The organism is Trinickia symbiotica, assembly GCF_002934455.1.
GTDB lineage: Bacteria > Pseudomonadota > Gammaproteobacteria > Burkholderiales > Burkholderiaceae > Trinickia > Trinickia symbiotica.
This window is the reverse complement of record NZ_PTIR01000007.1, coordinates 193,765-218,498: the sequence shown is the minus strand read 5'-3', so window position 1 is coordinate 218,498 and position 24,734 is coordinate 193,765. Positions and strand designations below refer to the sequence as shown.

The window sequence follows — 24,734 nt, the reverse complement described above, 5'->3', positions numbered from 1 at the left end:
GCGCTACGCGCCGGGCGGCTGCGCTACCGATTCCTATGCTCAAGACCGAACGCCTGCGCTCGCTCGTCGATGCGCTCGCCAAGCACAACGTCATGCATCTGCGCGACGCGGCCACGCTGCTCGGCGTGTCCGAGATGACGGTGCGGCGCGACATCGCCGCGCATCCAGACCGCTTTACCTATCTGGGCGGCTACATCGTCAGCGCCGTCGATGTGCCGAACGCGGCGGGCTACTCGCTCGAGCAGGAAAAAGACCATTTCGCACAGGCGAAGGCGCAGGCCTCGGCGCACGCGGCGCGGCTCATCGCCGATCACGAAACGATCTTCATCGACTGCGGCACGACGCTGACCGCGCTCGCCCGCCTCATTCCGGCCAGCATGCAGCTGACAGTCGTCTGCTATTCGCTGAATATCGCCGAGATCGTGCGGCGCATGTCGAACGTGCGGATGATCATGCTCGGCGGCGTCTACGTACCGTCGTCCGATTCGTTCGCGGGCGACGAAAGCCTCGAGACGCTACGCCGGATGGGAATCAACAAGGCGTTCATTTCGGCGGGCGGCATCGATGCCGCGCGCGGCGTCACCTGCTGGAACTTTCACGAGGTCGCGATCAAGCAGGCGGCGATGGCCAACGCCGTGGAACGGCATCTCGTCGCGGATTCGAGCAAGTTCGGCATCGTCAAGGCCGTGCGCTTCTCGCAGATCGAAGACTTCGATTCGATCATCACCGAGAAGGGGCAGGAGCGGCAAACGCGCAAGACGTGACGCGACGGCCCGCGCCGCCGCGGGCAACGAAGCACCGCTTGGCGATCAGCCGCGCCGGCGCAACGCGAAGAGCGTACCCGCGACCAGGATGAACGCGCCGATGATGACCTTTTGCCAGGTGCTCGGCACACCGACGAGAATCAGCACGCTGTTGATGAGCGTGACGAGCACGACGCCGAGCAGCGTGCCCACCACCGTGCCGGTCCCGCCCGTAATGCGCGCGCCTCCGAGAATGACGGCCGCGATCACGTCGAGCTCGGAGCCGACGAGATCGAATGGATTCGCGATCCGCCCGTTCGACACGTGGATGATGCCCGCGATGCCGGCCAGCAGGCCCGTATAGCCGAACACGAAGAGATGGACGGCGCGCAGGTTGTACCCGAGCCGCTCGGCGATCGCGAGACTGCCGCCCATCGCATAGACGGCGCGCCCCATCATTGTCCGGTTCAGCAGCCACCAAGTGAGGACCGCCGCGACGAGGAGCGCGATCACGGAAACGGGCAGGACCGCGTGGAGTCCGTCGGCAGTCTGATAGGCAAAGAGCGGAATTCGGCCGAAGCGATCCATGCTGTGCGGGATGTTCATGAAGAACGTCGTCCCGACGAACGTCAGCAAAATGCCGCGATAGAGATATTGCGTGCCGATCGTCACGATCAGCGAAGGCGCCTTGAGCCGATGCACGAGCAAGCCGTTGACGACGCCGAGCAGTACGCCGCCTAATGCGCCCGTGCAAAGAATCAGCGCGAACGGCGCATCGGGCCACCAGACGAGCACGGCCTTCGTGATCGAATACATCGTCAGCGCGCCGATCGCGGTGAAGGACACATCGATGCCGCCCGATGCCAGCACGACGAGCGTGCCGAGCGCGAAAAGCGATGTCGTCGTGGCCGAATGCAGCATGTCGAAGAGCGTCGCCCACTGCAGAAAGCGCGGATTGAGTACCGCGACGACGATCGACGTCAGCACGATCAGCGCGACCGTGAACCATTCCGGATTGCGTGCGAGCTTCGCGCGCCAGGCGGGCGGCCGACCTTCTCGCGCGATATCCATGGCTTTGGGGGTGCTCATCGTCGATTGATTCATCATGCTGGTTCCGAGAGAGGTGCGTCCGAGAGGAGAGCACGGTACAACGCGGCCTCCGTGAGCCCTTCGGCGCCATACTCGCCGACGACGCGGCCTTTCTTCATCATCAGAATCCGATCGCAGTTCTGCAAAAGCTCGGGCAGGTCGTCGCTGATCAGCAAGATGCCGATCCCTTGCTGCGAGAGCCGCTGCACGATGCGATAAATGATGTCTTTCGATCCCACGTCGACGCCGACGGTCGGCCCGTGCAGGATCAGCACATGCGGATCGATCGCGAGCCAGCGCCCGATCAGCACGCGCTGCTGGTTGCCGCCCGAGAGCGACTGCACGGCGCGATCGACGTCGGGCGTCGCGATCTGCAGCTCCTTCACCGTCCGCTCGGCGAGCGCGCGCGAGCGCTTGCGATCGATCTGGCCGAAGCGGTCACGCAGGCTCGAAATCATCGCCGTGATGACGTTCTCGCGAATCGATTTATCGAGAAAAAGGCCTTCGCTCAAGCGATCCTCGGGCACGTAGCCGATCCGGTGCCGCTTCGCGTCGGCGGGCGTCGCCAGCGTCACGGGCTTTCCCTCGAGCGTAATGCGCCCCGCATCGGCAGGCGCCACGCCCGCCAGTGCGCGGGCGAGCTCGTTGCGGCCGGAGTCGAGCAGACCCGTCACGCCGAGAATCTCACCGCGATGCAAGGCGAACGAGATGTCGCGGAATTGCCCGCGGCGCGCAAGGTCGCGCACATCGAGGACGACCTCGCTTTGCGAAGCCGCTTCGCGATAGCGCTCCTGTGATAGCTGCCGCCCCGTCATCAGCTCGGAAAGCTGCGCTTTCGTGTAGTCGGTAATCGGCCCCTGCGCGACCTTCTGACCGTCGCGCAACACCACGACCTCGCCGCCGATCGCATAGCACTCGTCGAGCTTGTGGCTGACGAACAGCACCGTCACGCCCTGCGCGCGCAGCGCGCCGAGCACCTCGATCAGATTCGCGACTTCCTTTTGCGTGAGCGACGTCGTCGGCTCATCCATGATGACGAACTTCGCCTCGCTCGCGATCGCACGCGCGATGGCGACGAGCTGGCGCGTGGCAAGCGGCAGCTGCTCGATCAGCGTCGCCTGGAAGTCGGCATCGCTCGGCAGTCCTACCGATTCGAGCGCCTTCGCGGCGGTCGCCGCGAGGACGCGGCGATCGAGCGTCCGCGCGAGGCGTCCGCCATGCTCGGCGAGCTCGGGCGTGAGCGCGACGTTTTCGGTCACGCTCATGTTCCATAGCAGCGAAAGATCCTGATAGACGGTCTCGATACCGGCATCCAACGCCTGCAGCGGCGTCAGCCGCGCATAATGCCTGCCCTCGATCACGAGCTCGCCTTCATCGGGCGGCTGCGCACCCGAAATGATCTTGATCAGCGTGCTCTTGCCGCAGCCGTTTTCGCCGAGCAGGTGATAGATCTGGCCTCGCTCGAACGCGAGCGTGACGCCGCGCAGCGCATGCACGCCCGTGAAGCGCTTGTGGATGCCGACCACCTGCAGCAGCGGCTCAGAAGCCTTGTCCCCGTTCATCGTCGAGTTACCGTCCACCGTTTGCGTCAAACCTTTACAGAACTCGGGCGCGCGCTCGACGTCCGAGCGCGCGCCGTGCTTCTCGCCGATCCGATCAGAAGTTGTACTGCTTGTAGTTCGACTTGTCGACGCTGACCCAGCCCTTGCCGCGTACGATGATGCCCTTGCCGGGTCCCTTGCTGACGGTCACGCTCTCGTAGCCAGGCAGTCCGAGATTGTCGCCGTTCTTGACGGTCTTGCCGTCGATCAGCATCTGCGCGATCTTGTTCATCGCGAGGCCCGCAAGCTTCGGATCCCAGAACGCGATGCCGTTGATCGCACCGCTCTCGAGATACTTGGCCGCTTCGGTCGGCAGGCCCGTGCCATAGACGCAGACCTTGCCTTGCAAGCCGGCTTCCTCGACGGCGCGGCCGATGCCGAGCACATCGAGCGATGACGAGCCCTGGAAACCCTTGATGTCCGGGTGCTTGCGCAGCACCTCCTTGGCGACGACATAGGCGTGCTCGCCGTCGTTGTTCGTCTCGAGATTCTTCTCGACGAGCTCCATCTTCGGGTACTTTTTCTTCGCGTTGTCGATGCCGCCGTCCGCCCATTGCACCTGCGAGCGGCTGCCGAGCGAGCCGACGAGCGTCGCCCACTTGCCTTCGCTCTTCATGCAGCTGGCGAGCCGATCGTTCAGCGCGGCACCGTATGCGGAGTTATCGAAGGCCTCGAGGTCGACCATCGTGTTCTTTTCGTTGTCGGCCTCGTGCGTGACGACCTTGATGCCTTTGTCCATCGCCTTCTTGAGGACGGGCTCGAGCGTTGGCGGATCGTACGGGACGACGGCAAGCGCGGTCACCTTCTTCGCGATCAAATCCTGGATGATCTGCGACTGCTGCGCGGCATCGGCCGTGCCCGGCCCGGTCTGGTAAGCGTTGACGCCCTGCGCTTTCGCGAATTCCTTGACGCCTTCGTCCATCCGGTTGAACCAGCTGATACCGGTCACCTTGACCACCGTGACGATCGTTTCGTTCGTCGCCGCCTGCGCGGCCACGACGATGCCCGCGCTCAATGCACACGCCGCGAGCGCAAGGCTCAATCGATTCAATTTCATGCCGTGTCTCCTTCTTTTTTCGCTTGACGCCCCTTGTTACGCGACGCGGCGCCCGAGGCTTGGCGCTCGTCGATTACCGAATGCTGTTCGGCGCTAACCGCCGCCTTCGCGCTTGCCCGCGGCAGCAGGCGGCTTCACGCCGCCGACGCCGAAGATCGCGCGCACACGCTCGCCGCCCGCGAACGCGAGCGACAGCAGGAGCAGGAACCCCCATGTGCAATCGCGAAAGAACTGCGAGAGATTCATGAGGTTGAAAAGGCTCGACAGAAACTGCAGAACGGTCGCGGCGAAGACAACGCAGATCACGCGTCCGTACCCGCCCGCCGGGTTGACGCCGCCCATGACGGCGATCAGGATCGCGATCAGCAGATACGAGTTACCGTAGTCCCACTTCGCGCTCATCGTATGGGTCGAGCTGATGAGCCCGGCGACCGACGCGAGGACGCCGCAGATCGTGTAGGTGATGACAAGCATCCGCGCATTGGGCACGCCCGCATAGAAGGCCGCGCGCTGATTCGTGCCCATCAGATAGAGCCGCAAGCCGAACGGCGTGCGCGCGAGCAGCCAGCCCAGCAGCAGCGCCACGGCAACGTAGATGACGAACGAAATCGGCACCTGGAGGAACGTGCCGTTGCCGATGTCGGAAAGCGGCTCGATGTAGTCGATGTGAACGGACGCGCCATTACTGAGCGCGACCGCGAAGCCCGTAAAGACGAGCTGGGTGCCGAGCGTGCAGAGAATCGGCGTGAGGCGCAGCCGCGCGATGACCATGCCGTTCAGAAAGCCGCCTGCGAGCCCCATACAGACGACGATCACGCAAAAAAGCGACGTATAGAGCACCGGCGAGTCGTCGCCGTTGACGAAGCGCGGCACGACGAGCGCGGCGACCATCCCCGACAGGTTCGCGAGCCCGACGCCCGACAAATCGATGCCGCCGTTGCCCGACAGCATCGACAGCATGATGCCGAATGCCAGCAGGCCGACTTCGGGCAGCTGAGAGCCCATCGACTGCAGGTTGTCGATGCCGACGAACTGCCCTTGCGAAAACCAGACAGCGACGAGCACCACGACCAGGTTGACGGTCAAGAGGAAGTTCAATTGCCGATCGGCGAACCATCGGCGAAGCGTCAATGAGGACCACATGGCGACAATGGGCTCCTAATCGCAATCTCGGTAGTTACGCGCTTTCACGCATCGGCGCGGCGTTGCCGAGCAACGCTTGCACTTCGGCCAAACGCGGCATGGAAGGCGCGGTGCCCGCGCGCGTCACTGAGATGCCGGCGAGCGCGCAGCCGAAGCGCACCGCTTCGAGGGATTCCGCACCGCGCGCAAGCGCCGCCGCGAAGCCGCCCGTGAACCCGTCCCCGGCCCCTGCCGTTTCGACGACCGTACCGCACCGGAACGCCGGCACGAGCACCGATTGCGAACGTGAATGCAGTAGCGCGCCGGCCTCCCCGAGCGTGACGATCGCCGCGCCCGCGCCTTTCGCCAGCAGGACGTCGGCCGCGCGCCGTGCATCGTCTGCATCGCGGATTTCGATGCCCGTCAGCGCGGCGGCCTCGGTTTCGTTCGGCGTGATGTAGTCGCAAAGCGGAAAGAGGTCGTCGGGAAGCGGCAGCGCGGGCGCCGGGTTCAGCACCGTGGCGACACCATGGCGGCGCGCGATCTCGAGACCTCGCCGTGCGGCCGCGACCGGCTGCTCGAGCTGCGTCACGAAGACCTGGGCGGCCGAGATGTCGGCTTCGATCGCGTCGGCGTCGCTCGCGTCCATCGTCGCGGCCGCGCCAGCCGCAACAATGATCGCGTTGCGGCCGGTTCCTTCCTCGACAAAGATGTGCGCGGCGCCCGTCGCCACACCGTCGAGGACCTTCGCGCGCGCCACGATGCCTTCGGCTTGCCAGGTCGAGCGGGCGATTTCGCCGAACGCGTCGTTGCCGAGCCGCGTGCAGAACACGACCTCGGCACCGGCGCGCGCCGCCGCCACGGCCTGATTGGAGCCCTTGCCGCCCGGGCCGAGCGCGAAAGCCGAACCGGCGATCGTCTCGCCGATGAGCGGCATGCGATTCGCGCGAAACGCGAGATCCGTGACGTAAATGCCGAGGATGACGACGCGCCCGCTCATTGTCCCCGCTCCGTTGCGCCGCCGCTCGGCGCATCGGGCGCGAGAATCACGCCCTTCGCGAAGATGAAGCAGCCATAGCCGCGCTGCTCGCCGGTAGCGATCACGCAATAGGCCTTGCGCGCACGGGCATAGAACGCGTGGCGCTCGATCGGCGCGAACGGCACGGCGCGCCCCTCCGCGGCATCCACTTCGGCCTGGGCCTCGCGCTGAACGATGGGCAGCGCGTTCGGGTCGCCCACCACTTCCATGCGCATCGCGGGCGCTTCGACGAACGTGTCGAGCGGCAGCAGCGAAAGAACGGCGCGCACGGCACGCGCGGAGTCGGCGCCGTCCATGCGCAGGAGCCGCCCGAGCGTCGTCGCGCGCGCGACCGAATCGGCCGGGAAGTTCGCGTCGCAGATGACGAGTTCGTCGCCATGTCCCATCGCGCTCAACGCATAGAGGATGTCGGGATTCAACAGCGGGTCGAGTTGTTTGAGCATATGTCTCCTCCATTTCGATGTTGTGCCGCTTTGCGCCGCGGGCGGCCCCGGTCAGGCGCGTCGCCCTATCGAACTCTGTCTCGATCCGGCGAACGAAAGCGGTCAATCGCCGTACGGTATCCAAATGTTCTTGATTTGGGTAGCCTGACGTAAAAACGGCAGGCCCTCGCTCGAGCGGTCGAACCAGTCGATTTGCCGTCCGTAGTCGACAAAAGTCCGCTTCAAATTGCCGACGGACTCGCGCTCGACGAGCGTCGACTCGTCGGCACGCCCGAAGCTCCATACCGCGTCGACGTCGTCGTGCTTCACGAGCGCGGGCAACAAAGCGCTCCGCGAGCCGGTGACGATATTGAGCGCCCCAGCCGGCACATCCGACGTTTCAACGACTTGATAAAAGTCGGTCGCCATCAGCGGGCAAGCCTCGCTCGGCAACACCACGACACGATTGCCTAGCGCAAGCGCGGGCGCAACGAGCGAGACGAAAGCGAGAAGCGGCGCTTCGTCGGGACAGGCGATGCCGATCACGCCGACGGGCTCGTGCATCGCCAAAGCGACGCCGCGCAGCGGCGGGGCGTGCACCGCGCCGTCGAACTTGTCGGCCCACGCCGCGTAGCTGAAAAGCCGCCCGATCGCCGCATCGACTTCGCGTTGCGCGTCGAGGGCGACCACGCCCGCGCGGCGCGCGAGCTGCCGAGTGAATTCATCGGCGCGCGCGGCAAGGTTCTCGGCGAGGTAGTAGAGTACCTGCGCGCGACCATGCGCGCTCGCCTGCGACCACTTGCCCGCCGCGCGCGCGGCGGCCACGGCATCGCGCACATCCTTGCGGTTGCCGTCGCCGACTTCGCCGACGAGCTCGCCGCCCGGCGTAAGGACGGCCCGCGAGTAGCCGCTGTCGGGCCGGACCTGCTTGCCGCCGATGAAAAGCTTGGCAGTCCTGTCGATTCTCTCGATGCGCGAACCGTCGTCGACATGACCGGCTTCATCGGCCCGCCTCGGCGTACGCAGCGGCAGCTTGCTCCATGCCTGCGGCTTCAGGTATTCGTAGACGCCCTCACGCCCGCCCTCGCGCCCGTAGCCCGATTCGCGATAGCCGCCGAACCCGACCGCCGCATCGAAAAGATTCGTCGCGTTGACCCAGACCACGCCGCAGGCGAGCCGGGGGGCAATGTCGAGCGCGCGGCCGATCGTCTCGCTCCAGATGCTGGCCGCGAGCCCATAGCGCGTATTGTTCGCGAGCGCGACCGCCTCCTCGGGCGTGCGAAAGCTCATCGCCGCGAGCACCGGTCCGAAGATTTCCTCTTGTGCGAGCGTCGAGGCCGGCGCCACATCCGTGACGAGCGTGGGCGGATAGAACGAGCCGCGCTCGGGCAGCGCGACTTCGCGCGGTTGCCAGATCGTGCAGCCTTCAGCCCGCCCCGTCTCGACGAGCGATTCGATGCGCGCGAGCTGCACCGGGTCGACGATCGCCGCCATGTCGATGCCCTTGTCGAGCGAATGACCGACGCGCAGCGTCGCCATGCGGCGCTTCAGCTTCTCGATGAATTGCGCTTCGACGCCTTCCTGCACGAGCAGCCGCGAGCCCGCGCAACAGACTTGCCCCTGGTTGAACCAGATCGCGTCGACGACGCCCTCGACGGCCGAATCGAGATCCGCATCGTCGAAGACGATGAAAGGGGACTTACCGCCGAGCTCGAGCGTGAGCGACTTGCCCGATCCCGCCGTCGCCGCGCGGATCTGCCGGCCGACTTCCGTCGAGCCCGTGAACGCGATCTTGTCGACGCCCCGGTGATCGACGAGTGCCGCGCCGGTCCGGCCGTCGCCGGTCAAGATGTTGAGCACGCCATCGGGCAACCCCGCGCGCTGCGCGAGCTCGGCGAAGAGCAGCGCGGTAAGCGGCGTGTACTCGGCGGGCTTCAGTACGACGCAATTGCCGAGCGCGATGGCCGGTGCGATCTTCCACGCCAGCATCAGCAGCGGGAAGTTCCACGGCACGATCTGCCCGATCACGCCGAGCGGCGCCCATTCGGAAAATTCGCTCTCCTGCAGCTGAGCCCACCCGGCGTGGTGAAGAAAGTGACGCGCGACGAGCGGCACGTCGATATCGCGCGTCTCGCGGATCGGCTTGCCATTGTCGAGTGCCTCGAGCACCGCGAAGAGGCGGCTGTGCCGCTGAACCATCCGCGCTAGCGCGTAAAGATGCCGCGCACGCCCGGGGCCGCCAAGCGCATGCCACGCTGGCTGCGCCGCGCGCGCCGCCGCGACAGCCGCCTCGACGTCGGCGGCATCGCCCTGCGCGACGCGCGCGAGCGTTTCGCCCGTGGCCGGCGCGATGACGTCGAAGAACGTCCCGGCGGCCGGCGCGCGCCAGGCGCCGCCGATGAAATGGCCGAATCCCTCGCCGTGACGCGCGAGCCACTCGCGCACAGGCTGGTCGGCCTCAGGGGCGGGACCGTACTCCATCGAAGAAAAATACTCGGCTACGCTCATCGGAAATCGGCTCGGTCAGGCTGCGGGGTGTCGGTGGAAAGCGGAGTAACGACCGCTCACGTGATGCTCGAGTTGCCGTTCGATATCGGCCAAAAGGCTCGAGGCGCCGATGCGAAAGAGCGCCGGCTCGAGCCACGGACGGCCGAGCTCTTCTTTCATCAGGATCTGGTAGGCAAGCGCGGCCTTCGCCGTGGAGACGCCGCCGGCCGGCTTGAAGCCGACCATCGCGCCCGTGCGCTCGCGATACTCGCGAATCGCGCGCACCATGACGAGCGACACGTCGAGCGTCGCGTTCACGCCTTCTTTGCCCGTCGAGGTTTTGATGAAGTCGGCGCCGGCCATCATGCAGATCATCGAAGCTCTTGCCACGTTCGAAAGGGTGCGAATGTCGCCCGTGGCGAGGATCGCTTTCACGTGCGCCGGGCCGCAAGCCGCGCGAAAATCGCGCACCTCGTCGTAAAGCGCGCGCCAGTTGCCGGTCAGGATGTGCTCGCGCGTGACGACGATATCGATCTCCGCGGCGCCGTCCGCCACCGATGCTTCGATTTCCTTCAGCTTCAGGGGATGCGGCGTCAGGCCGGCCGGGAAACCGGTCGAGACGGCCGCCACGGGAATGCCGCTGCCCGCGAGCGCATCGACCGCCGCGGCGACGAACCGGTGATAGACGCAGACCGCACCCGTTGCTATCGGCGCGCCGGCCATGCCTAGCGCCTCGAGAATGTCTTCGCGAACGGGCCGGCGCGCCTTCGCGCACAAGCGGCGCACGCGGCCTTCCGTATCGTCGCCGTTCAGCGTCGTGAGATCGATGCAGGTGACGGCCTTCAGCAGCCAGGCCGCTTGCGCATCCTTCTTGACCGAGCGGCGCGTGCCGAGGGTGGCGGTGCGCCGCTCGACGGCCGAATGGTTGACGCGCAACGTATCGAACCATCCGGCGTCGAATGGAACGCCCGCGTTTCGCGCCGCGTGCACGAGCGGCGCCTGACGCAGCGCGACGACGGAGTTCGAGGGAGCTTCGGACATAGGAATGGGGGCCTCGATCAGCGAAAAGCGCTCGCCGCTTTCGCAATGCGAGGGAAAGCCGAGCGCTAACTGGCACCCATCCTAGCGCAGCCGATATGATCGTGACAATAGGTTGTTACGATCATCTCTACCGATCGGTCTTGTCGGCGTCATCGGTACGCAATCGATGCATCGAGGCCTGCAACGCGGGATAGAGCCCCTTGTAGACCTCGAACTGCCGCGCGTAGATCGCACGGCGGGCAGGGTCGGGGCGCGCATGCTCGCGCAGCGTCACCCAGCCGCGGGTGGCCGCCACCTCGTCGGCGAGCCCTGAGCCGATCGCCGCCAACAGTGCCGCCCCCATCGCCGCCTCGACTTCCTGCTCGATCGTAAAGACCGGGTATCCCGTCACGTCGGCGATGATTTGCATCCAAAGATCCGAGTGGGCCGCGCCGCCGACGACGATGAGCCGTTCGTCGAGGGCGCCCGCGCCGCGCCGGCCTGCCTCGATATTGTGCTGCAGCGCGAAGGCGACGCCCTCCAGCACGGCGCGATAGAGATGCGCGCGTGTATGGACGAGATTGAGACCGACGAACGCGCCGCTCGCCTGCGCATCCCAGATCGGGCTGCGCTCGCCCATCAAGTACGGCAGAAACACCACGCCGCCGCAGCCCGCCGGCACCTCGGCGGCGGCTCGCTCCAGCAGCACATGAGCGTCGCCGGGCGCGAGGCTGCCGGCCTCCTTGGCGGCCTTGGCCGCTTCGACTTCGGCCTGGCAAAACTGATCGCGGTACCAGGCCACGCAGGCACCCGCGCAGCTCGCGCCACCAAACACGTAGAGATCGCGGCGCCCGTTGACGACGTACGGCATGCTGACGAGCCCGTGCCGCGCGTCGACGCTTTGGTTGATATAGCCCCAACACATGCTTGTGCCGATCATCGCAACGTGTTGACCGGCGCGGGAGACGCCGGCGGCGAGCGTCGCGATGGCCGCGTCGACGCCACCCGCGACGATCGGCATGCCTGCTTCGAGGCCGAGCTCGTCCGCCCATTGCGGAAGCAGCCCGGCGACGACCTCAGACGACTCGACGAGCCGCTGCGGCAGCATGGCGGCTGGAATGCCGAGCATCGCGAGGGCTTCGTCGGACCAGCGGCGCGCGGCCACGTCATAGATGCCGCCGATGTTGCCCGCTGAACTGTGGTCGACGGCTACCTCGCCGGTCAGCCGATAGGCGACGTAAGCGTTCGGCGGCAGGAAATAGCGCGTCTTGGCCCAGACGTCGGGCTCGTGCTCGCGCAGCCAGAGCATCTTGGTGAAGCCATAGTAGCTATCGACGCCATTGCCTGTGATCGCGAGAAGCCGCTCCATGTCGACGTTGCGGCGCACCCATTCGACTTCGGCTGTCGCGCGCCGATCCATCCAGATGAGGCACGGGTGAAGCGGACGCATTTCGTCGTCGACGGGAATGCCGGAGCCGCCGTAGAGACTGCTGATCGCGAGCGCCTTGATGTCGCGGGCCTCGACGTCCTTGGCGCGCGCGTCGCGCGTGCAGGACGCGATGCAGTTCACGACGGCATCGAACCATACGCTCGGCCATTGCTCGGCCCACAATGGCCGCGGCGTATCGGGCCGGTAGCTTTGCGCATGCTGCGCAATGATCGTTCCGTTCTCATCGGCGAGTATCGCCTTCGTGCTTTGCGTGCCGATATCGATGCCGATGACGTAGTTCATCACGTTGTCTCCGAGTGGTTGTATTTCGAGGCCGGCGACCGCTTCGCCGCGCGGACGGACTAGTGCGTTTATAGGACGATGGCTTCGCGCGTGCAACCGCGGCGCGCGACTGCCTCGACCGATGCCGATCGGATAGCGCTCGGAGAAGACGTCGCCGCTCGGGCAAGTGGCGGCATCGGGGATGTCCAGCGTCGAGCGGCGGGACTCACACGGCGGTCGCGCCGGTCGAGGCTTGTTCGCCGTGCGCGGGTTTCATGACGCGTGTAACCGCGGCGAGAAAATGCTCTAGGTCAGGAGTGACGATCGAGGCGTCCTTCGCGGCGTCGTCCCATTGCCGCAGACGTACGGCGTCGGACGCATACGGCTTGCGAGAAAAAGCCTCGGCGTCCTCTCGGCTGAACACGCCGCCCTGTAGTTCCAGGCTGCGCTTGGAGTCAGCAGAGAGCCGCTCGTAATAGCCGTCGTCGACAGCGCAGAGATAGCGCTTTGCATCGACATGGAGGCGGATCGGCTCGAGCACGCTGTCAGGCAACACGGGGCGCAGAAACGGCAGCGCGAAGTATTGGTGCATGTCGTCGATGCCGTGCGCGGTGGGCGTGTCGCCCTGCAGGTTCAGCAGATGACCGAGATCGTGCAGCAAAGCGGCCGCGACGAGCGCGTCGCCTGCGTTCTCGCGCTCGGCGCACGTGGCGCACTGAAGCGCATGCTGAAGCTGCGTGACGGGTTCGCCGCTGTATGAAATGTCGCCGTGCTGTTGGAACAAGGCGCGAATATCGTCGAGGCTTAAAGCCACACGTCACCCCAATTGCTCACAGTCGAACCCCCTCGTTGGCGATATTGCGCAGCAACGCGGGATTGGAATACTGCTCCGGGTGCTCCCATTCATCGAGCCAGACAGGGAGTGGCGAAATGTTGACGCCGGTTTCGAGCAAGACGTCGAAAGCGATATCCGCCATAGCCAACGCCGTCCCCAGATAACGTTGGTGTTCGCCTCGAAGCAGAACCGCGACGTCTGCATCACTGTCGCGATGATGAGTCCCGCGTGCGCGGCTGCCGTACAAGAACGCGCCGGCCGTATCGTATCGGTCGGCGATCAGCTCGAGAAAGCGCCGAACGGCATCTTCCGTTTCATGATCAATGTGGTTCATCGCGGCATCCAACTGTCTTGCGGAGTCTAGCTGGATGCAATCATAGCAACGGCGCGGGGGCGGCAGCCAGCCCGTCAAAGATTCACCGTGCCCGCGTGCACGGCCGAGCCTGCGGGCCAACGCCGCCCTGGTTGTCGCTTTAGTCGCCCTACCGCTCGTGCTTCTTCGGAATCTTCGCGCCGTGCTTGCGCGCCTGATTGAGGGCGATCGCAACGGACTGCTTTTGCGACTTGCCGTGTTTCATTTCGGTCTTGACGTTCTTCGAGACGTCCTCACGAGATGTACCTTTTCGCAGTGGCATGGTCCTCTCCTGTGGTAGTTGCGGATTCGTTCACCGTTAGTTCGGTGTACTGATGAATCGAGCAACCGTCATTCCAGGAGCCGCCCTGCCCGGCTCGACCCACTGCCTCACGCCTCGATGCGCCGCCTTGTCATGCCGAGCAGCCCGGCCATCGCCGCGCGCGCCGCCTCCACGTTGCGCGCGCGGATCGCATCGAAAACGGCCGTGTGCTCGCCGAGCGCCGCGTTGAAGACGTCGGCGCGCTTCGCGTTGAGCCGCAACTGCGCCTCGAGGGTGCGCTCGATGACCGAGCCTAGCGGCATCAGAAGCTCGTTGCGGCTGGCGGCCAGGATCCCGAGGTGAAAGCGCAGATCCGCCCGCACCCACTCGTCGATACTGCGCGCCGCCGCCATCGCCGCGTGCGCGTCGGCGAGCGCGCCCATCGCCTCGTCCGTTTGCGCACGCGCCGCAAGCGCGGCAGCGTAAGGTTCCACCATCTCGCGCATCTCCTGCAGCTTGAGCGCAAATTCGAGCGGCGGCGCCACCTGCGAGTACCACTCGAGCAAGTCCGCGTCGAGCAGGTTCCAGGCGTGGCGCGGCCGCACGCGCGTGCCGACCTTCGGCCGCGACTCGACAAGCCCCTTCGATGTCAGCGTGCGCAGCGCCTCGCGCAACACCGTGCGGCTGACGCCGAATGTCTCCATCAACTCGGCTTCGCGCGGCAGCGTCGATGCCGGTGCGTAGTCGCCGCGCAGAATGCCGGTCGCAAGCAGGTAGGCGACGCGCCCATGCAGATCGCGCTGAATGATCGTTCTCCCCAAATGTGTGGTCTCGTGGATGCCGACGCTTTCCTTTCAATCCGCGCCGACGACGGGGATTATCGCGACATGCAGGAAAAGCGCAACCCCGCGTCAGATAAGGATTAGTAGTACTATTAATAGTACTTCATAACGATTTCGTGTACGATTCGTCTCCAACCGCAGTCGCCTCTGAGCAATCGCAAAGTCGGCACCGGGGATACCGCCAATCGTCATAGCAATCGTTGGAGACAGGAGAACGCTCCCCCATGAAGATCACCAAGCTCGAAACTTTCGTCGTCCCGCCGCGCTGGCTGTTCCTCAAGATCGAGACCGACGAGGGCATCGTCGGCTGGGGCGAGCCCGTCGTCGAGGGCCGCGCGCATACGGTCGAAACCGCCGTCCAAGAGCTCGCCGACTATCTGATCGGCAAAGATCCGCTCGCCATCGAAGATCACTGGCAGGTGATGTACCGGGCCGGCTTCTATCGCGGCGGTCCGATCTCGATGAGCGCGATCGCCGGCATCGACCAGGCGCTATGGGATATCAAGGGCAAGCACCACGGCGTACCGGTGCACGCGCTGCTCGGCGGGCAGGTTCGCGATCGGATCAAGGTCTATTCATGGATCGGCGGTGACCGCCCGAGCGACGTCGCGAACAACGCGCGCGCGGTCGTCGAGCGCGGCTTCAAGGCGCTCAAGATGAACGGCTCCGAGGAAGTCCAGATCGTCGATACCTACGACAAAGTCGAGCGCGTCATCGCGAACGTCGCCGCCGTGCGCGAGGCCGTTGGCCCGCACGTCGGCATCGGCGTGGATTTCCACGGCCGCATTCACAAGCCGATGGCGAAAGTGCTCGCGAAAGAGCTCGATCCGTACAAGCTGCTCTTCATCGAAGAGCCGGTGCTTTCCGAGAACGCGGAAGCGTTGCGCGACATCGTCAACCAGACCAACACGCCGATCGCGCTCGGCGAGCGGCTCTACTCGCGCTGGGACTTCAAGAACATCCTCGCGGGCGGTTACGTCGACATCCTTCAGCCCGACGCCTCGCATGCCGGCGGCATCAGCGAATGCCGCAAGATCGCGACCATGGCCGAAGCCTATGACGTGGCCATCGCACTGCACTGCCCGCTCGGACCGATCGCGCTCGCGGCTTGCCTGCAGATCGACGCGGTCAGCTACAACGCGTTCATCCAGGAACAAAGCCTCGGCATTCACTACAACCAGGGCAACGACCTCCTCGACTACATCCGCAACCCGGAGGTCTTCAAATACGAAGACGGCTTTGTATCGATCCCGCAAGGGCCGGGGCTCGGCATCGAAGTCGACGAAGCGAAGGTGCGCGAAATGGCGAAGGTCGGTCATCGCTGGCGCAATCCGGTCTGGCGCCACGAGGACGGCAGCGTCGCCGAGTGGTAATCGAAAAGCCGTCACCGTGCGGCCGTAACACGTAACGCGAAGGACGTAACGCCGCGGGCAATCCTGGTCGAACCGGTCGCCCGCCGAGCGTTGCGCGAATCGCGCGTCTTCCCGCAACGCCTCGCCCCATCAGGCAGCGCGCCTTCGAGCGCACCCCTCGGCATCCGCGGTACCCGACCTGGCCTGCGTTTTGCAAAGTGTCACCGCAAAACGACCAATCAGGGAGAGGCCGCCATGGCGGAGTATCTGCCGGACTATTTAATCCGGGAACAAATGGCGGTGGGCGCGCTCGTGATCTTCGGCGTGCTGCGCGTGCTGGCCGCGGCGTTTGCTTTACGCCGCGGCTGGCATGTCGCTTTGGTCGACAAGGCTGGCATCGCCGCGGCCGTTCTTTATTGCGCCCCGCAGATCGTCGATCTGCTCTCGCATGCGTACCTCGTATCCGCAGCAACCGCCGAGCTCGAAGGCAAAGTCATCGGCTGCGCGATCGCGCTGTTTTGCGCGCCGATCGTGAGCCACAAGCTGGGTTACGAATAGGCGCCAAGCACGGCGCGAACGCAACGTCCGGCAGGCGCCGCGCCGCCATCGTGGACGACCGCCGCCGCAGCCGGGTTCGGCTTCACGCAGGCGGCGTAAGCGCAAGCACCGCCGCCGCGATGAACACGCCCAGTATCACGAACGCCTCGAGATGCAGCACATTGTTGAACGTGTGCGCATCAGCCGTCGAGGCCGAGCGGCGCAAGCGCGGCAACACCGATATCCGGTTGAGCCCGCCGAGCACGATGGCGAACAACACGAGTGCGGCCTTGAGCGCCAACACATGGCCCCAGGTGCTCGTGCGCAGCGCGGTGAGCGTGCCGCCGAGGCCGCGCTCCGCGCTGACGAGGCCCGTCGCCGCAACGACGACGAGCGCGACGACTGAAGTCGTCGACACAAAACCGGCCACGCGGATCATGGCGCCGCGCGTCGTCGACGCGTCGAGCGCGGGCAGCACCACGAAGCCACCGGCCAACACGAGCCCGCCCCACACCGCCGTCGACAGCACGTGCAAAACTTGCGTCGCCGCCGCGAACGAGAGCACGCCCGCATCGGCTGCATGGCCGAGTAGCGCGGCACCGGATGCGCAAGCCAGCGCCGCGAGCCCCATCGCGAATCGGCCGAAGGGCCCGCCACGATACATGCAAGCCGCGATAACGAGCACGGCCGCCCCGCCGAACGCCACGCACCAGGCGTGGCCGACGTGCGTCTTCACGAGTACGTCTGGCAGGTAGGCCACGCCGTCGACCAACCCCGCGCCGCTCATCGAGGCAGCCTCGTAGACCAGCCAGCCGCCGTCGGCGAGCACGAGGACGAACGCGGCGGCGACGATGGACGAGCGTGCCCGATGCCAGGCCGAATGCGATGACGCATTGCGCACCCCGGCGCCATCCCCCGCCAGCCACCGCTCGAAAAGCACCGAGCCGACGACGAACGCAAAAGCGATATTCATCAATGCGGCCAGCGTGGCCTGCCCGATCAGCAATCCGTCGAGATTCATCGGTCGGCGTACCCCGCGAAGACCGGCGATACGGGAACGGCGTCTGGATGCGACAGCATGCCGCAGGGCACGCGGGAGGACTGACGAACAAGCTTCATGAGCGGCCAATGGAAAGAAAAACGACAGGAAGACGAAAAGCGCGGAGGCGTCGCGCATGCCGCGACACTCGCCTCGCGCGCCAGGCGAGAGTGTACGCTGTCGGCAGACCTCGGCCGACGACGTGAGTTCACGGACGATCCATTGCGAATGAAGCACGCATCGGCTTTGATACCAACACGATCCGCAGGCAGCCCTCAACCCATCCCGCATGAGCCCTGCGCACGGCTCCGACGCGGCAAATTGTCGCGGGAACGCGTCATGCGGTATCGCGGCCATGCGCAACGAATAGCTCGTGACCGGCATCGATGTTAGAATGCTGCGTCGCAACGCCGCAGCACGCCGGCCGGAAGGTGTCCCGCACCGTAGGCACCGAGCCCACATCCGGCAGTCACGAGCCAATCACAGAGCACCACCGGGCCGATCGAAGTCCGGCAGGTCCCACGAATAACGATGGAGTTACGCGTGTCTTCAAGACGCATTTTCCGCCCGCTACTCGCCCTTCTGCTGATTGGCGGTATCGGTCTCTCGATCAGTGCGCAAGCGCAGACGCAGCCCCAAGCCCCCGATACGATGGAACAGCGCGTGCAGGGTTGCACGGCGTGCCACGGCAGTCACGGGCAGGGCACCGATAATGACTACTTCCCGCGTCTGGCGGGCAAACCGGCCGAGTACCTGTTCAACCAGCTCCAGAATTTCCGCGAGGGCCGGCGCAAGTATCCGCCGATGAACTACCTCGTCACGTACCTTTCGGACGACTACCTGCACCAGATTGCGGATTATTTCTCCAAGCAGCGTCCGCCCTACCCGGATCCGTCGAAGCCGACCGTCTCGGCCGATACGCTCGCGCGCGGCAAGCAGATCGTCTTGAACGGCGATCCGTCGAAAAACGTCCCTGCCTGCGCGGCCTGCCACGGCAAGGGGCTGACGGGCATGGAGCCGGCCATCCCGGGTCTCGTCGGTCTGCATCAGGACTACATCAGCGCGCAACTGGGCGCCTGGCGTTCGGGCACGCGTCACGCGAAAGCGCCCGACTGCATGCATGAAATCGCGACGCGCCTGACCGACGACGACGTCAACGCCGTCGCGGCCTGGCTCGCGACGCAGCGCGCTCCCCAAAACCCCGTTCCGGCTCCGGCCCGCTCGATGAAGACTCCGCTTGCCTGCGGCAGCGAACCGCAATAAGCGCGAGGAGAGACATAAACATGAAACGCAAGTCCCTGTTCGCCCTCACGGCCGTCGTCGTCGCGGCCGCGGCGCTCGGCTCCGTCCTCTGGTCGGGCGGCGATAACCTGCACAACGGCGCGGCTGTCGCGGCCACGCCGGCCGATCAGGCCGCGCTCGTCAAGCGCGGCGAATACCTCGCCCGCGCCGGCGACTGTATCGCTTGTCACACCGTGCGCGGCGGCCAGCAATTCGCCGGCGGCCTGCCGATGGCGACACCGTTCGGCACGCTCTACACACCCAACATCACCCCGGACGATCAATACGGTATCGGCAAGTGGTCGGCCGACGATTTCTATCGCGCCCTGCACACGGGCCGCTCGAAGGACGGCAGCCTGCTCTATCCGGCGTTCCCGTTCGCGAGCTACACGAAGGTGACGCGCGCCGATTCCGACGCGATCTACGCGTACCTGCGCACGGTTCCGCCGGCGGAAGTGCCGAGCCGCCCGCATGAGCTGCGCTTCCCGTTCAACAACCGCAATCTGCTGATCGGCTGGCGCACGCTCTTCTTCCGTGAAGGCGAGTACAAGGACGATCCGACCAAATCGGTCGAATGGAACCGCGGCGCTTACCTCGTCGAGGGTCTCGGGCACTGCACGATGTGCCATACGTCGATCAACATGATGGGCGGCCCGGTCAACTCGGCGGCATTCGCGGGCGGGCTGATCCCGCTGCAGAACTGGTATGCGCCGTCGCTCACGTCGAACAAGGAAGCGGGTCTCGGCGATTGGGACATCAAGGACATCGCCAGCCTGCTCAAGACCGGTGTCTCCGAGCGCGGCGCCGTGTTCGGGCCAATGGCCGAGGTCGTCCACAACAGCCTGCAGTATCTGTCGGACGACGATGTCCGCGCGATGGCGACGTACCTGAAGACGATCCCGCAGAAGAGCGAAGCGCCCGAGACGATGCAGTACGAAACGTCTCAGAAGTTCGGCAGCGAGCTGCTCGACCAGGGCCAGAAGATCTACAAGGACAACTGCGCGAAGTGCCACGCCGACAACGGCCTCGGCAAGCCGCCGGCATACCCGCCGCTCGCGAACAACCAGTCGATCCAGATGCCTTCGGCCGTGAACCCGATCCGCATGGTGCTGAACGGCGGCTATCCGCCGAGCACGGGTGGCAATCCGAAGCCGTACGGCATGCCGCCGTTCGCTCAGGCTCTGTCGAACCAGGAAGTCGCGGCTGTGGTCACGTATATCCGTATGTCGTGGGGCAACCACGGCACGCCGGTCTCGCCGCAACAAGTGAGCGACCTGCGCTCCGCACCGCTCGATTGAGCCCATGATGCGCGAGGGCGCGGCCACGCGGGCAACCGCGGCCGCGCCCTCGCCTTTTTGGCGATGACGCGTGAGTCACGCGTCGCGCCTCTCGTAAAGATAACGCTATGTCATTCGATTCCCTCGGCCTGTCCGAACCAGTGGTACGGGCCGTCCAAGAGCTCGGCTACACTTCGCCGACGCCAATACAAAAGCAGGCGATTCCCGCCGTTCTCGAAGGCGGCGATCTGCTCGCCGGCGCGCAGACCGGCACGGGCAAAACGGCCGGCTTCACGCTGCCGATCCTCGAGCGTCTCTCCCGCTCGTCCACCGGTCACGAGAGCGGCGCGCGAGCGGCCCGTCCGGTGCGCGCACTGATCCTGACGCCGACGCGCGAACTGGCCGCGCAAGTCGAAGCCAGCGTGCGCGCCTATGGCAAATACCTGAAGCTCAAGTCGACGGTGCTCTTCGGCGGCGTGGGCATCAACCCGCAGATCGAGGCACTCAAGCGCGGCGTCGATCTCGTCGTCGCGACGCCCGGCCGGCTGCTCGATCACATGCAGCAAAAGACGATCGACGTGTCGCGGCTCGAAATCCTCGTGCTCGACGAGGCCGACCGCATGCTCGACATGGGCTTCATTCACGACATCAAGCGCGTGCTCGCTCAGTTGCCGAAGAAGCGCCAGAACCTGCTGTTCTCGGCCACGTTCTCCGACGAGATCAAGGCGCTGGCCGACAGTCTGCTCCAAGCGCCCGCGCTGATCGAGGTGGCCCGCCGTAATACGACGGCCGAGCTCGTCACGCAAACGATCTACCCCGTCGATCGCGAACGCAAGCGGGAGCTGCTCACGCATCTGATCAAAACGCGCAATTGGTTTCAGGTCCTCGTGTTTACGCGCACGAAGCACGGCGCGAACCGACTCGCCGAGCAGTTGACGAAGGATGGCGTGAGCGCGCTCGCCATTCACGGCAACAAGAGCCAGTCCGCGCGCACCCGTGCGCTTGCCGAATTCAAGGATGGCACGCTGCAAGTGCTCGTCGCCACGGATATCGCCGCGCGCGGCATCGATATCGATCAACTTCCCCACGTCGTCAACTTCGATCTGCCGAACGTGCCCGAGGACTATGTGCACCGGATCGGCCGCACGGGCCGCGCAGGCGCCACGGGCGAGGCGGTTTCACTCGTGTGCGTCGACGAGCGGCAATTGCTGAAGGACATCGAAAAGCTGATCAAGCGCGCGGTGCCCCAGGAAGTGATCCCGGGCTTCGAACCCGATCCGACCGCCAAACCGGAGCCGATCCAGCCGCGTCGCAACCAAGGCGGCACGAATCGTCAGCCGCGCTCGGACCAAAGCCGGCCGCAACCGGCGCGAGCGAAAGAGCCAGCAAGCGGTCGTGCCGCGCCGCGCGCCGAAACTCGCGGCGGGCAGACGAGCGATGCCAACCGTGTCGATACCAAGCGGGTCGATGCAAAGCGGGGCGACACCAAGCGCTCGGACCCGAAGCGTGCTGACGCGAGGCGCCCCGATTCGACGCGCCCGGACGCCAAGCGCGCGGACCCGAAGCGTGCTGACGCGAAGCGCCCCGATTCGACGCGCCCGGACGCCAAGCGGCCGGATGCAAAGCGCGGCGCCGAAAGCGACAAGCATGGTCGCGGCCCCGCTCGCAGCGGGAACCCGAATGCAGCGCCGGGCACCGATACGCGCAAACCCGACGGCCGCAATAAGAGGCAGGAGATGGAACCACGCGGACGAGACCAGCGTGCAAGCAATCCTGGCGCACTGCTCGGCGGCCGGTCGCGGCCTTCAGCCGCCAGCGGCGACTAACCGCAACCGCCATCAATCGCCGCTCGCTCCCCGCGCGGCTCGTCGGTTTTGCGCCGCGAGCCGCAGGCGATCGACCTGGCTCCGCCAACGGTCGAGCACGGCATCGCGGCTTTCGTCGGCGAGCTCGAAAGCGATTCCGCCCGTGAGCCGCGCATAGGCGACGCGCTGCAGCTCCCCCGTATCGATCGAGGCTTGGAAGGAAGCCAGCTCGCCGTCGTCGGGCAGGATATCGACGTTCAATTGCACCTGATAAAACGCCGCATCGTGAACGAACGTCAGCGCGGCGCGAGCAGAGCCCTTTGCCGCCTGCGCGGTCAGCGCGCGTGCGGCGCGCGCACCCGGCCATAGCGAAAATGAAAGCGTCCGCGCATCCGGCGCATAGAGTTCGCCGAGGCTCAGGAGCGAGGTGCGCAGGTGCCCGTTGGCATCGACCGTCACGAGCGATGCCGTAAAGCCGGTCTCACGGGCGAGCGCCGTCCCGTCGAACAACGCGCGCAACTCGGACGGCCATTCGTCGAAGACTTGCGACTCGAGTGCACGCGCTCGAGAGGAAGGATCGCTCATCTGCGTGCTCCGGACACCCTATCGAAAAAACACATGCTGCGTGATTTTCGCAAGCGGGTAGTGGACGCCGGGCTGAATGCGCGCGGGAAGGTCGAGCGGCTTCAGCAGCATCTTCACGCACATTTCAGCCGACAGATTGCGACGCACGAGCGCGTTGATGCGCGCCGCGCGCTCGCGGTTGTAAGCCGTATCGTGCACGCGCTCGGGGTAGCGGATCGCAAAAACGTGCCGCAATGCGATCTCGGAATCCTCGCTCTTGATCTCCATCACACGGCGCATCAACGCGCCAAGGACGGCCAGCCGGCCGTTGCCTTCGACCTTGTTGTACTTCTTGAAGTATTTGAAGAAGTGCTTGTAATGGCGGACTTCGTCGGTCCGGATGTTGTCGGTGATCTCCTTCAGCACAGGCTCATCCGAGCACTCGTTGATCGCGCGGTAAAGCGTGGCCGTGCCCGTCTCGACGACGCAGCGCGCCACCATCTCGAGCGCGCGCGTCTTCTCGAACTCTTCGACCGAGCAGGTCCGCGAGTATTCGTCGAAGAAGTTGCGAAAGGCGGTGTCCCAGTCGAATTCGGGCCAAACGTACGCGATGTAGGCCTTCAAGGCGCGTCCGTGCTGCAACTCCTCGGGCTCCCACTGATGGTTGAGCCAGGCCGAGACTTCGGGATCGTCGTCGAAGTAGGACGTGAGGTTGCTCGTGTACAGATCGGAACCGCTTTCAATGAACGAAGCCGCGCACAAAAGCAGCAGCAAGTCTTCGTTCGCGGCCGCGCGTTGGCGGTCGATCCGGGTCAAATCGATGTCCTCGATGCGCCAGGGCATCACATGCGTGGAGTCCGTGTACGTCATTGCATTGAGCTCCCAAAGCCGCGTCCCATGGGGTCGGCCGCGCGCCGGTCAACTCGCGCGAATACCCAATCGAGAGATTTCCCAAGACGTATTTCAGGCAAGCCTCGGGCCCGCCTATGCGTGCAGGAAATCCAATGCGGCGCTTCAGTTAATTAAACCTTATGCCGGCATGTTAGCCGGAGTTGGACGAAAGTGCTTCGGCACACTCCAATGACCGCCGAAGCGTATCGCCGGTTCCGGCCCTGATCACCTCGATCGGCCGGCGATGGGTGCATACGTCTTTCGGCGTATTACGAAAGAGAGCGCGCAACGTCGCCCCGCGCGCTCGCCCTTTGACGCTCGCCCTTTGACGCTCGCCCTTTGACGCTCGCCCTTTGACGCTCGCCCTTTGACGCTCGCCCTGGAACGCGCTCGTCCAAGAACGCGCTCGTCTTACAATACGCACCTCAATTTGCCCAATGCGAACGCCGCCCACCATGACCCGAGACCCCCGCCTGAGCCTCAATGCGCGCCAACAGGAACTGCTCGAATGGGTCCAGCGCGACGGCTTCGTCACCGTGGAGGATCTAGCCTCGCATTTCGATGTGACGCCGCAGACAATTCGCCGCGACGTCAACTGGCTCGCGGACATGAATCTCTTGCGCCGCTACCACGGCGGTGCAAGCCTGCCGACGAGCTCGGAAAACGTCTCCTACACGGCCCGTCAGCGAATGTTCCATGACGAAAAGCGCCGCATCGCAGCGCTCGTCGCCACCCATATCCCCGATCAGGCATCGCTTTTCATCAACCTCGGCACGACCACCGAGGAAGTCGCGCGCGCACTGAACCGTCACCGCGGATTGCGCGTCATCACGAACAACCTCAACGTCGCCAACATGATGAGCGGCTACCCGGAATGCGAGGTGCTCGTCACCGGAGGCATCGTGAGACCCTGGGACAAGGGGATCGTCGGCGAGCTCGCCATCGATTTCATTCGCCAGTTCAAGGTCGACTTCGCGATCATCGGCACCTCGAGCATCGAGACCGATGGGACGCTGCGCGATTTCGACACGCGCGAGGTTCGCGTGGCCGAGGCCATCATCGAACACGCGCGCACGGTATTCCTGGCCGCCGACCACTCGAAATTCGGCCGCCCCGCGCTCGTCCGGCAGGGTCACCTGAACCAGGTCGACGCACTTTTCACCGATGGGCCGGTCCCGCCGGAAATGGACGAGGCGATCAAAGCCGCCGGCACCCAGGTGTATATCGCCGAGCCGCAGTGAGCGGCGCGTGCCGCCGCCATATCATGCTGCGGCGCACGCGAAACTTGAAGTACTTTCGCGAAATTGCCACGGACGGCAAACCGCTTTGGCCCCGATCAATTGTCAAACGGAAAATTATCAGGGGACGATTTGGATAAGGCACTCCCCTTGACTACACTGCAGTTC

Annotated in this window: 23 protein-coding genes; 7 read left to right on the top strand and 16 right to left on the bottom strand. The window is 65.2% G+C overall.

Annotated features, from left to right (window positions below; translation table 11 throughout):
* The first annotated feature begins 35 nt into the window (after positions 1-35).
* Entirely contained in the window at positions 36-764 is a 729-nt protein-coding gene (locus B0G57_RS12890; protein ID WP_018443771.1) for a DeoR/GlpR family DNA-binding transcription regulator, read from the top strand.
* Positions 765-809: 45 nt separating this feature from the next.
* Here B0G57_RS12890 and B0G57_RS12885 read toward each other — a convergent pair whose 3' ends face one another.
* The 13 genes from B0G57_RS12885 to B0G57_RS12830 all read right to left on the bottom strand — a co-directional run bounded on the left by B0G57_RS12885 (position 810) and on the right by B0G57_RS12830 (position 14,561).
* On the bottom strand, positions 810-1,850 hold the full coding sequence (locus B0G57_RS12885) for an ABC transporter permease (protein ID WP_051090130.1): 1,041 nt from the start codon (positions 1,848-1,850) through the stop codon (positions 810-812).
* The gene (locus B0G57_RS12880; RefSeq protein ID WP_026230243.1) at positions 1,847-3,394 is read right to left on the bottom strand and encodes a sugar ABC transporter ATP-binding protein; all 1,548 of its coding nucleotides are present in this window, start codon (positions 3,392-3,394) and stop codon (positions 1,847-1,849) included. Before B0G57_RS12880 ends, B0G57_RS12885 begins: the two co-directional genes overlap by 4 nt.
* 94 nt (positions 3,395-3,488) lie before the next feature.
* Positions 3,489-4,490 (bottom strand): autoinducer 2 ABC transporter substrate-binding protein, encoded by a 1,002-nt coding sequence (locus tag B0G57_RS12875; RefSeq protein ID WP_018443768.1) that lies wholly within the window; start codon positions 4,488-4,490, stop codon positions 3,489-3,491.
* A gap of 93 nt (positions 4,491-4,583) precedes the next feature.
* Positions 4,584-5,633: an ABC transporter permease gene (locus B0G57_RS12870; RefSeq protein ID WP_018443767.1), complete on the bottom strand. Its 1,050-nt coding sequence runs from the start codon at positions 5,631-5,633 to the stop codon at positions 4,584-4,586.
* Between the two features lie 34 nt (positions 5,634-5,667).
* Entirely contained in the window at positions 5,668-6,612 is a 945-nt protein-coding gene (rbsK, locus tag B0G57_RS12865; RefSeq protein ID WP_018443766.1) for a ribokinase, read from the bottom strand.
* Positions 6,609-7,094, bottom strand: coding sequence for an RbsD/FucU family protein (locus B0G57_RS12860; RefSeq protein WP_018443765.1), 486 nt, complete (start codon positions 7,092-7,094; stop codon positions 6,609-6,611). Before B0G57_RS12860 ends, rbsK begins: the two co-directional genes overlap by 4 nt.
* Before the next feature lie 102 nt (positions 7,095-7,196).
* Positions 7,197-9,581 (bottom strand): aldehyde dehydrogenase family protein, encoded by a 2,385-nt coding sequence (locus B0G57_RS12855; protein ID WP_018443764.1) that lies wholly within the window; start codon positions 9,579-9,581, stop codon positions 7,197-7,199.
* A gap of 15 nt (positions 9,582-9,596) precedes the next feature.
* The gene (gene deoC, locus B0G57_RS12850) at positions 9,597-10,601 is read right to left on the bottom strand and encodes a deoxyribose-phosphate aldolase (protein WP_018443763.1); all 1,005 of its coding nucleotides are present in this window, start codon (positions 10,599-10,601) and stop codon (positions 9,597-9,599) included.
* A gap of 127 nt (positions 10,602-10,728) precedes the next feature.
* Positions 10,729-12,312, bottom strand: a complete 1,584-nt coding sequence (locus B0G57_RS12845) for an FGGY-family carbohydrate kinase (RefSeq protein ID WP_018443762.1) — start codon at positions 12,310-12,312, stop codon at positions 10,729-10,731.
* A 205-nt stretch (positions 12,313-12,517) separates the two neighbouring features.
* Positions 12,518-13,105 carry a phosphonate degradation HD-domain oxygenase gene (locus B0G57_RS12840; protein ID WP_018443761.1) on the bottom strand — a complete coding sequence of 196 codons (588 nt, stop codon included), beginning with the start codon at positions 13,103-13,105 and terminating at the stop codon, positions 12,518-12,520.
* A 16-nt stretch (positions 13,106-13,121) separates the two neighbouring features.
* Positions 13,122-13,460 carry a nucleotidyltransferase domain-containing protein gene (locus tag B0G57_RS12835; protein ID WP_020566548.1) on the bottom strand — a complete coding sequence of 113 codons (339 nt, stop codon included), beginning with the start codon at positions 13,458-13,460 and terminating at the stop codon, positions 13,122-13,124.
* Positions 13,461-13,608: 148 nt separating this feature from the next.
* Positions 13,609-13,761, bottom strand: a complete 153-nt coding sequence (locus tag B0G57_RS31345) for a DUF6496 domain-containing protein (RefSeq protein ID WP_018443759.1) — start codon at positions 13,759-13,761, stop codon at positions 13,609-13,611.
* A gap of 107 nt (positions 13,762-13,868) precedes the next feature.
* The gene (locus tag B0G57_RS12830; RefSeq protein WP_018443758.1) at positions 13,869-14,561 is read right to left on the bottom strand and encodes a FadR/GntR family transcriptional regulator; all 693 of its coding nucleotides are present in this window, start codon (positions 14,559-14,561) and stop codon (positions 13,869-13,871) included.
* Positions 14,562-14,806: 245 nt separating this feature from the next.
* Between B0G57_RS12830 and dgoD the strand changes: the two genes are divergently transcribed.
* Both dgoD and B0G57_RS12820 read left to right on the top strand, forming a co-directional pair.
* Entirely contained in the window at positions 14,807-15,955 is a 1,149-nt protein-coding gene (gene dgoD, locus B0G57_RS12825) for a galactonate dehydratase (protein WP_018443756.1), read from the top strand.
* Between the two features lie 234 nt (positions 15,956-16,189).
* On the top strand, positions 16,190-16,492 hold the full coding sequence (locus B0G57_RS12820) for a hypothetical protein (RefSeq protein ID WP_018443755.1): 303 nt from the start codon (positions 16,190-16,192) through the stop codon (positions 16,490-16,492).
* An 82-nt stretch (positions 16,493-16,574) separates the two neighbouring features.
* Here the strand turns inward: B0G57_RS12820 and B0G57_RS12815 are convergent, their stop codons facing one another.
* Complete coding sequence (locus tag B0G57_RS12815) at positions 16,575-17,492, bottom strand: CopD family protein (protein ID WP_018443753.1); 918 nt, start codon at positions 17,490-17,492, stop codon at positions 16,575-16,577.
* Positions 17,493-18,041: 549 nt separating this feature from the next.
* On the opposite strand from B0G57_RS12815, the gene B0G57_RS12810 reads away from it, so the two are divergent.
* The 3 genes from B0G57_RS12810 (at position 18,042) to B0G57_RS12800 (ending at position 21,894) form a co-directional block, all read left to right on the top strand.
* The gene (locus tag B0G57_RS12810; protein WP_018443752.1) at positions 18,042-18,773 is read left to right on the top strand and encodes a c-type cytochrome; all 732 of its coding nucleotides are present in this window, start codon (positions 18,042-18,044) and stop codon (positions 18,771-18,773) included.
* Positions 18,774-18,793: 20 nt separating this feature from the next.
* Positions 18,794-20,089 (top strand): c-type cytochrome, encoded by a 1,296-nt coding sequence (locus B0G57_RS12805; protein ID WP_018443751.1) that lies wholly within the window; start codon positions 18,794-18,796, stop codon positions 20,087-20,089.
* A 107-nt stretch (positions 20,090-20,196) separates the two neighbouring features.
* Positions 20,197-21,894, top strand: a complete 1,698-nt coding sequence (locus B0G57_RS12800; protein WP_020566547.1) for a DEAD/DEAH box helicase — start codon at positions 20,197-20,199, stop codon at positions 21,892-21,894.
* Between the two features lie 12 nt (positions 21,895-21,906).
* On the opposite strand, the gene B0G57_RS12795 is transcribed toward B0G57_RS12800, so the two are convergent.
* The gene (locus tag B0G57_RS12795) at positions 21,907-22,458 is read right to left on the bottom strand and encodes a hypothetical protein (protein ID WP_018443749.1); all 552 of its coding nucleotides are present in this window, start codon (positions 22,456-22,458) and stop codon (positions 21,907-21,909) included.
* Positions 22,459-22,476: 18 nt separating this feature from the next.
* Positions 22,477-23,307, bottom strand: a complete 831-nt coding sequence (locus B0G57_RS12790; RefSeq protein ID WP_018443748.1) for a ferritin-like domain-containing protein — start codon at positions 23,305-23,307, stop codon at positions 22,477-22,479.
* Positions 23,308-23,783: 476 nt separating this feature from the next.
* Here B0G57_RS12790 and B0G57_RS12785 point away from each other — a divergent pair, with 476 nt between their 5' ends.
* Complete coding sequence (locus tag B0G57_RS12785; protein WP_018443747.1) at positions 23,784-24,569, top strand: DeoR/GlpR family DNA-binding transcription regulator; 786 nt, start codon at positions 23,784-23,786, stop codon at positions 24,567-24,569.
* The last annotated feature ends 165 nt before the right edge of the window (positions 24,570-24,734 follow it).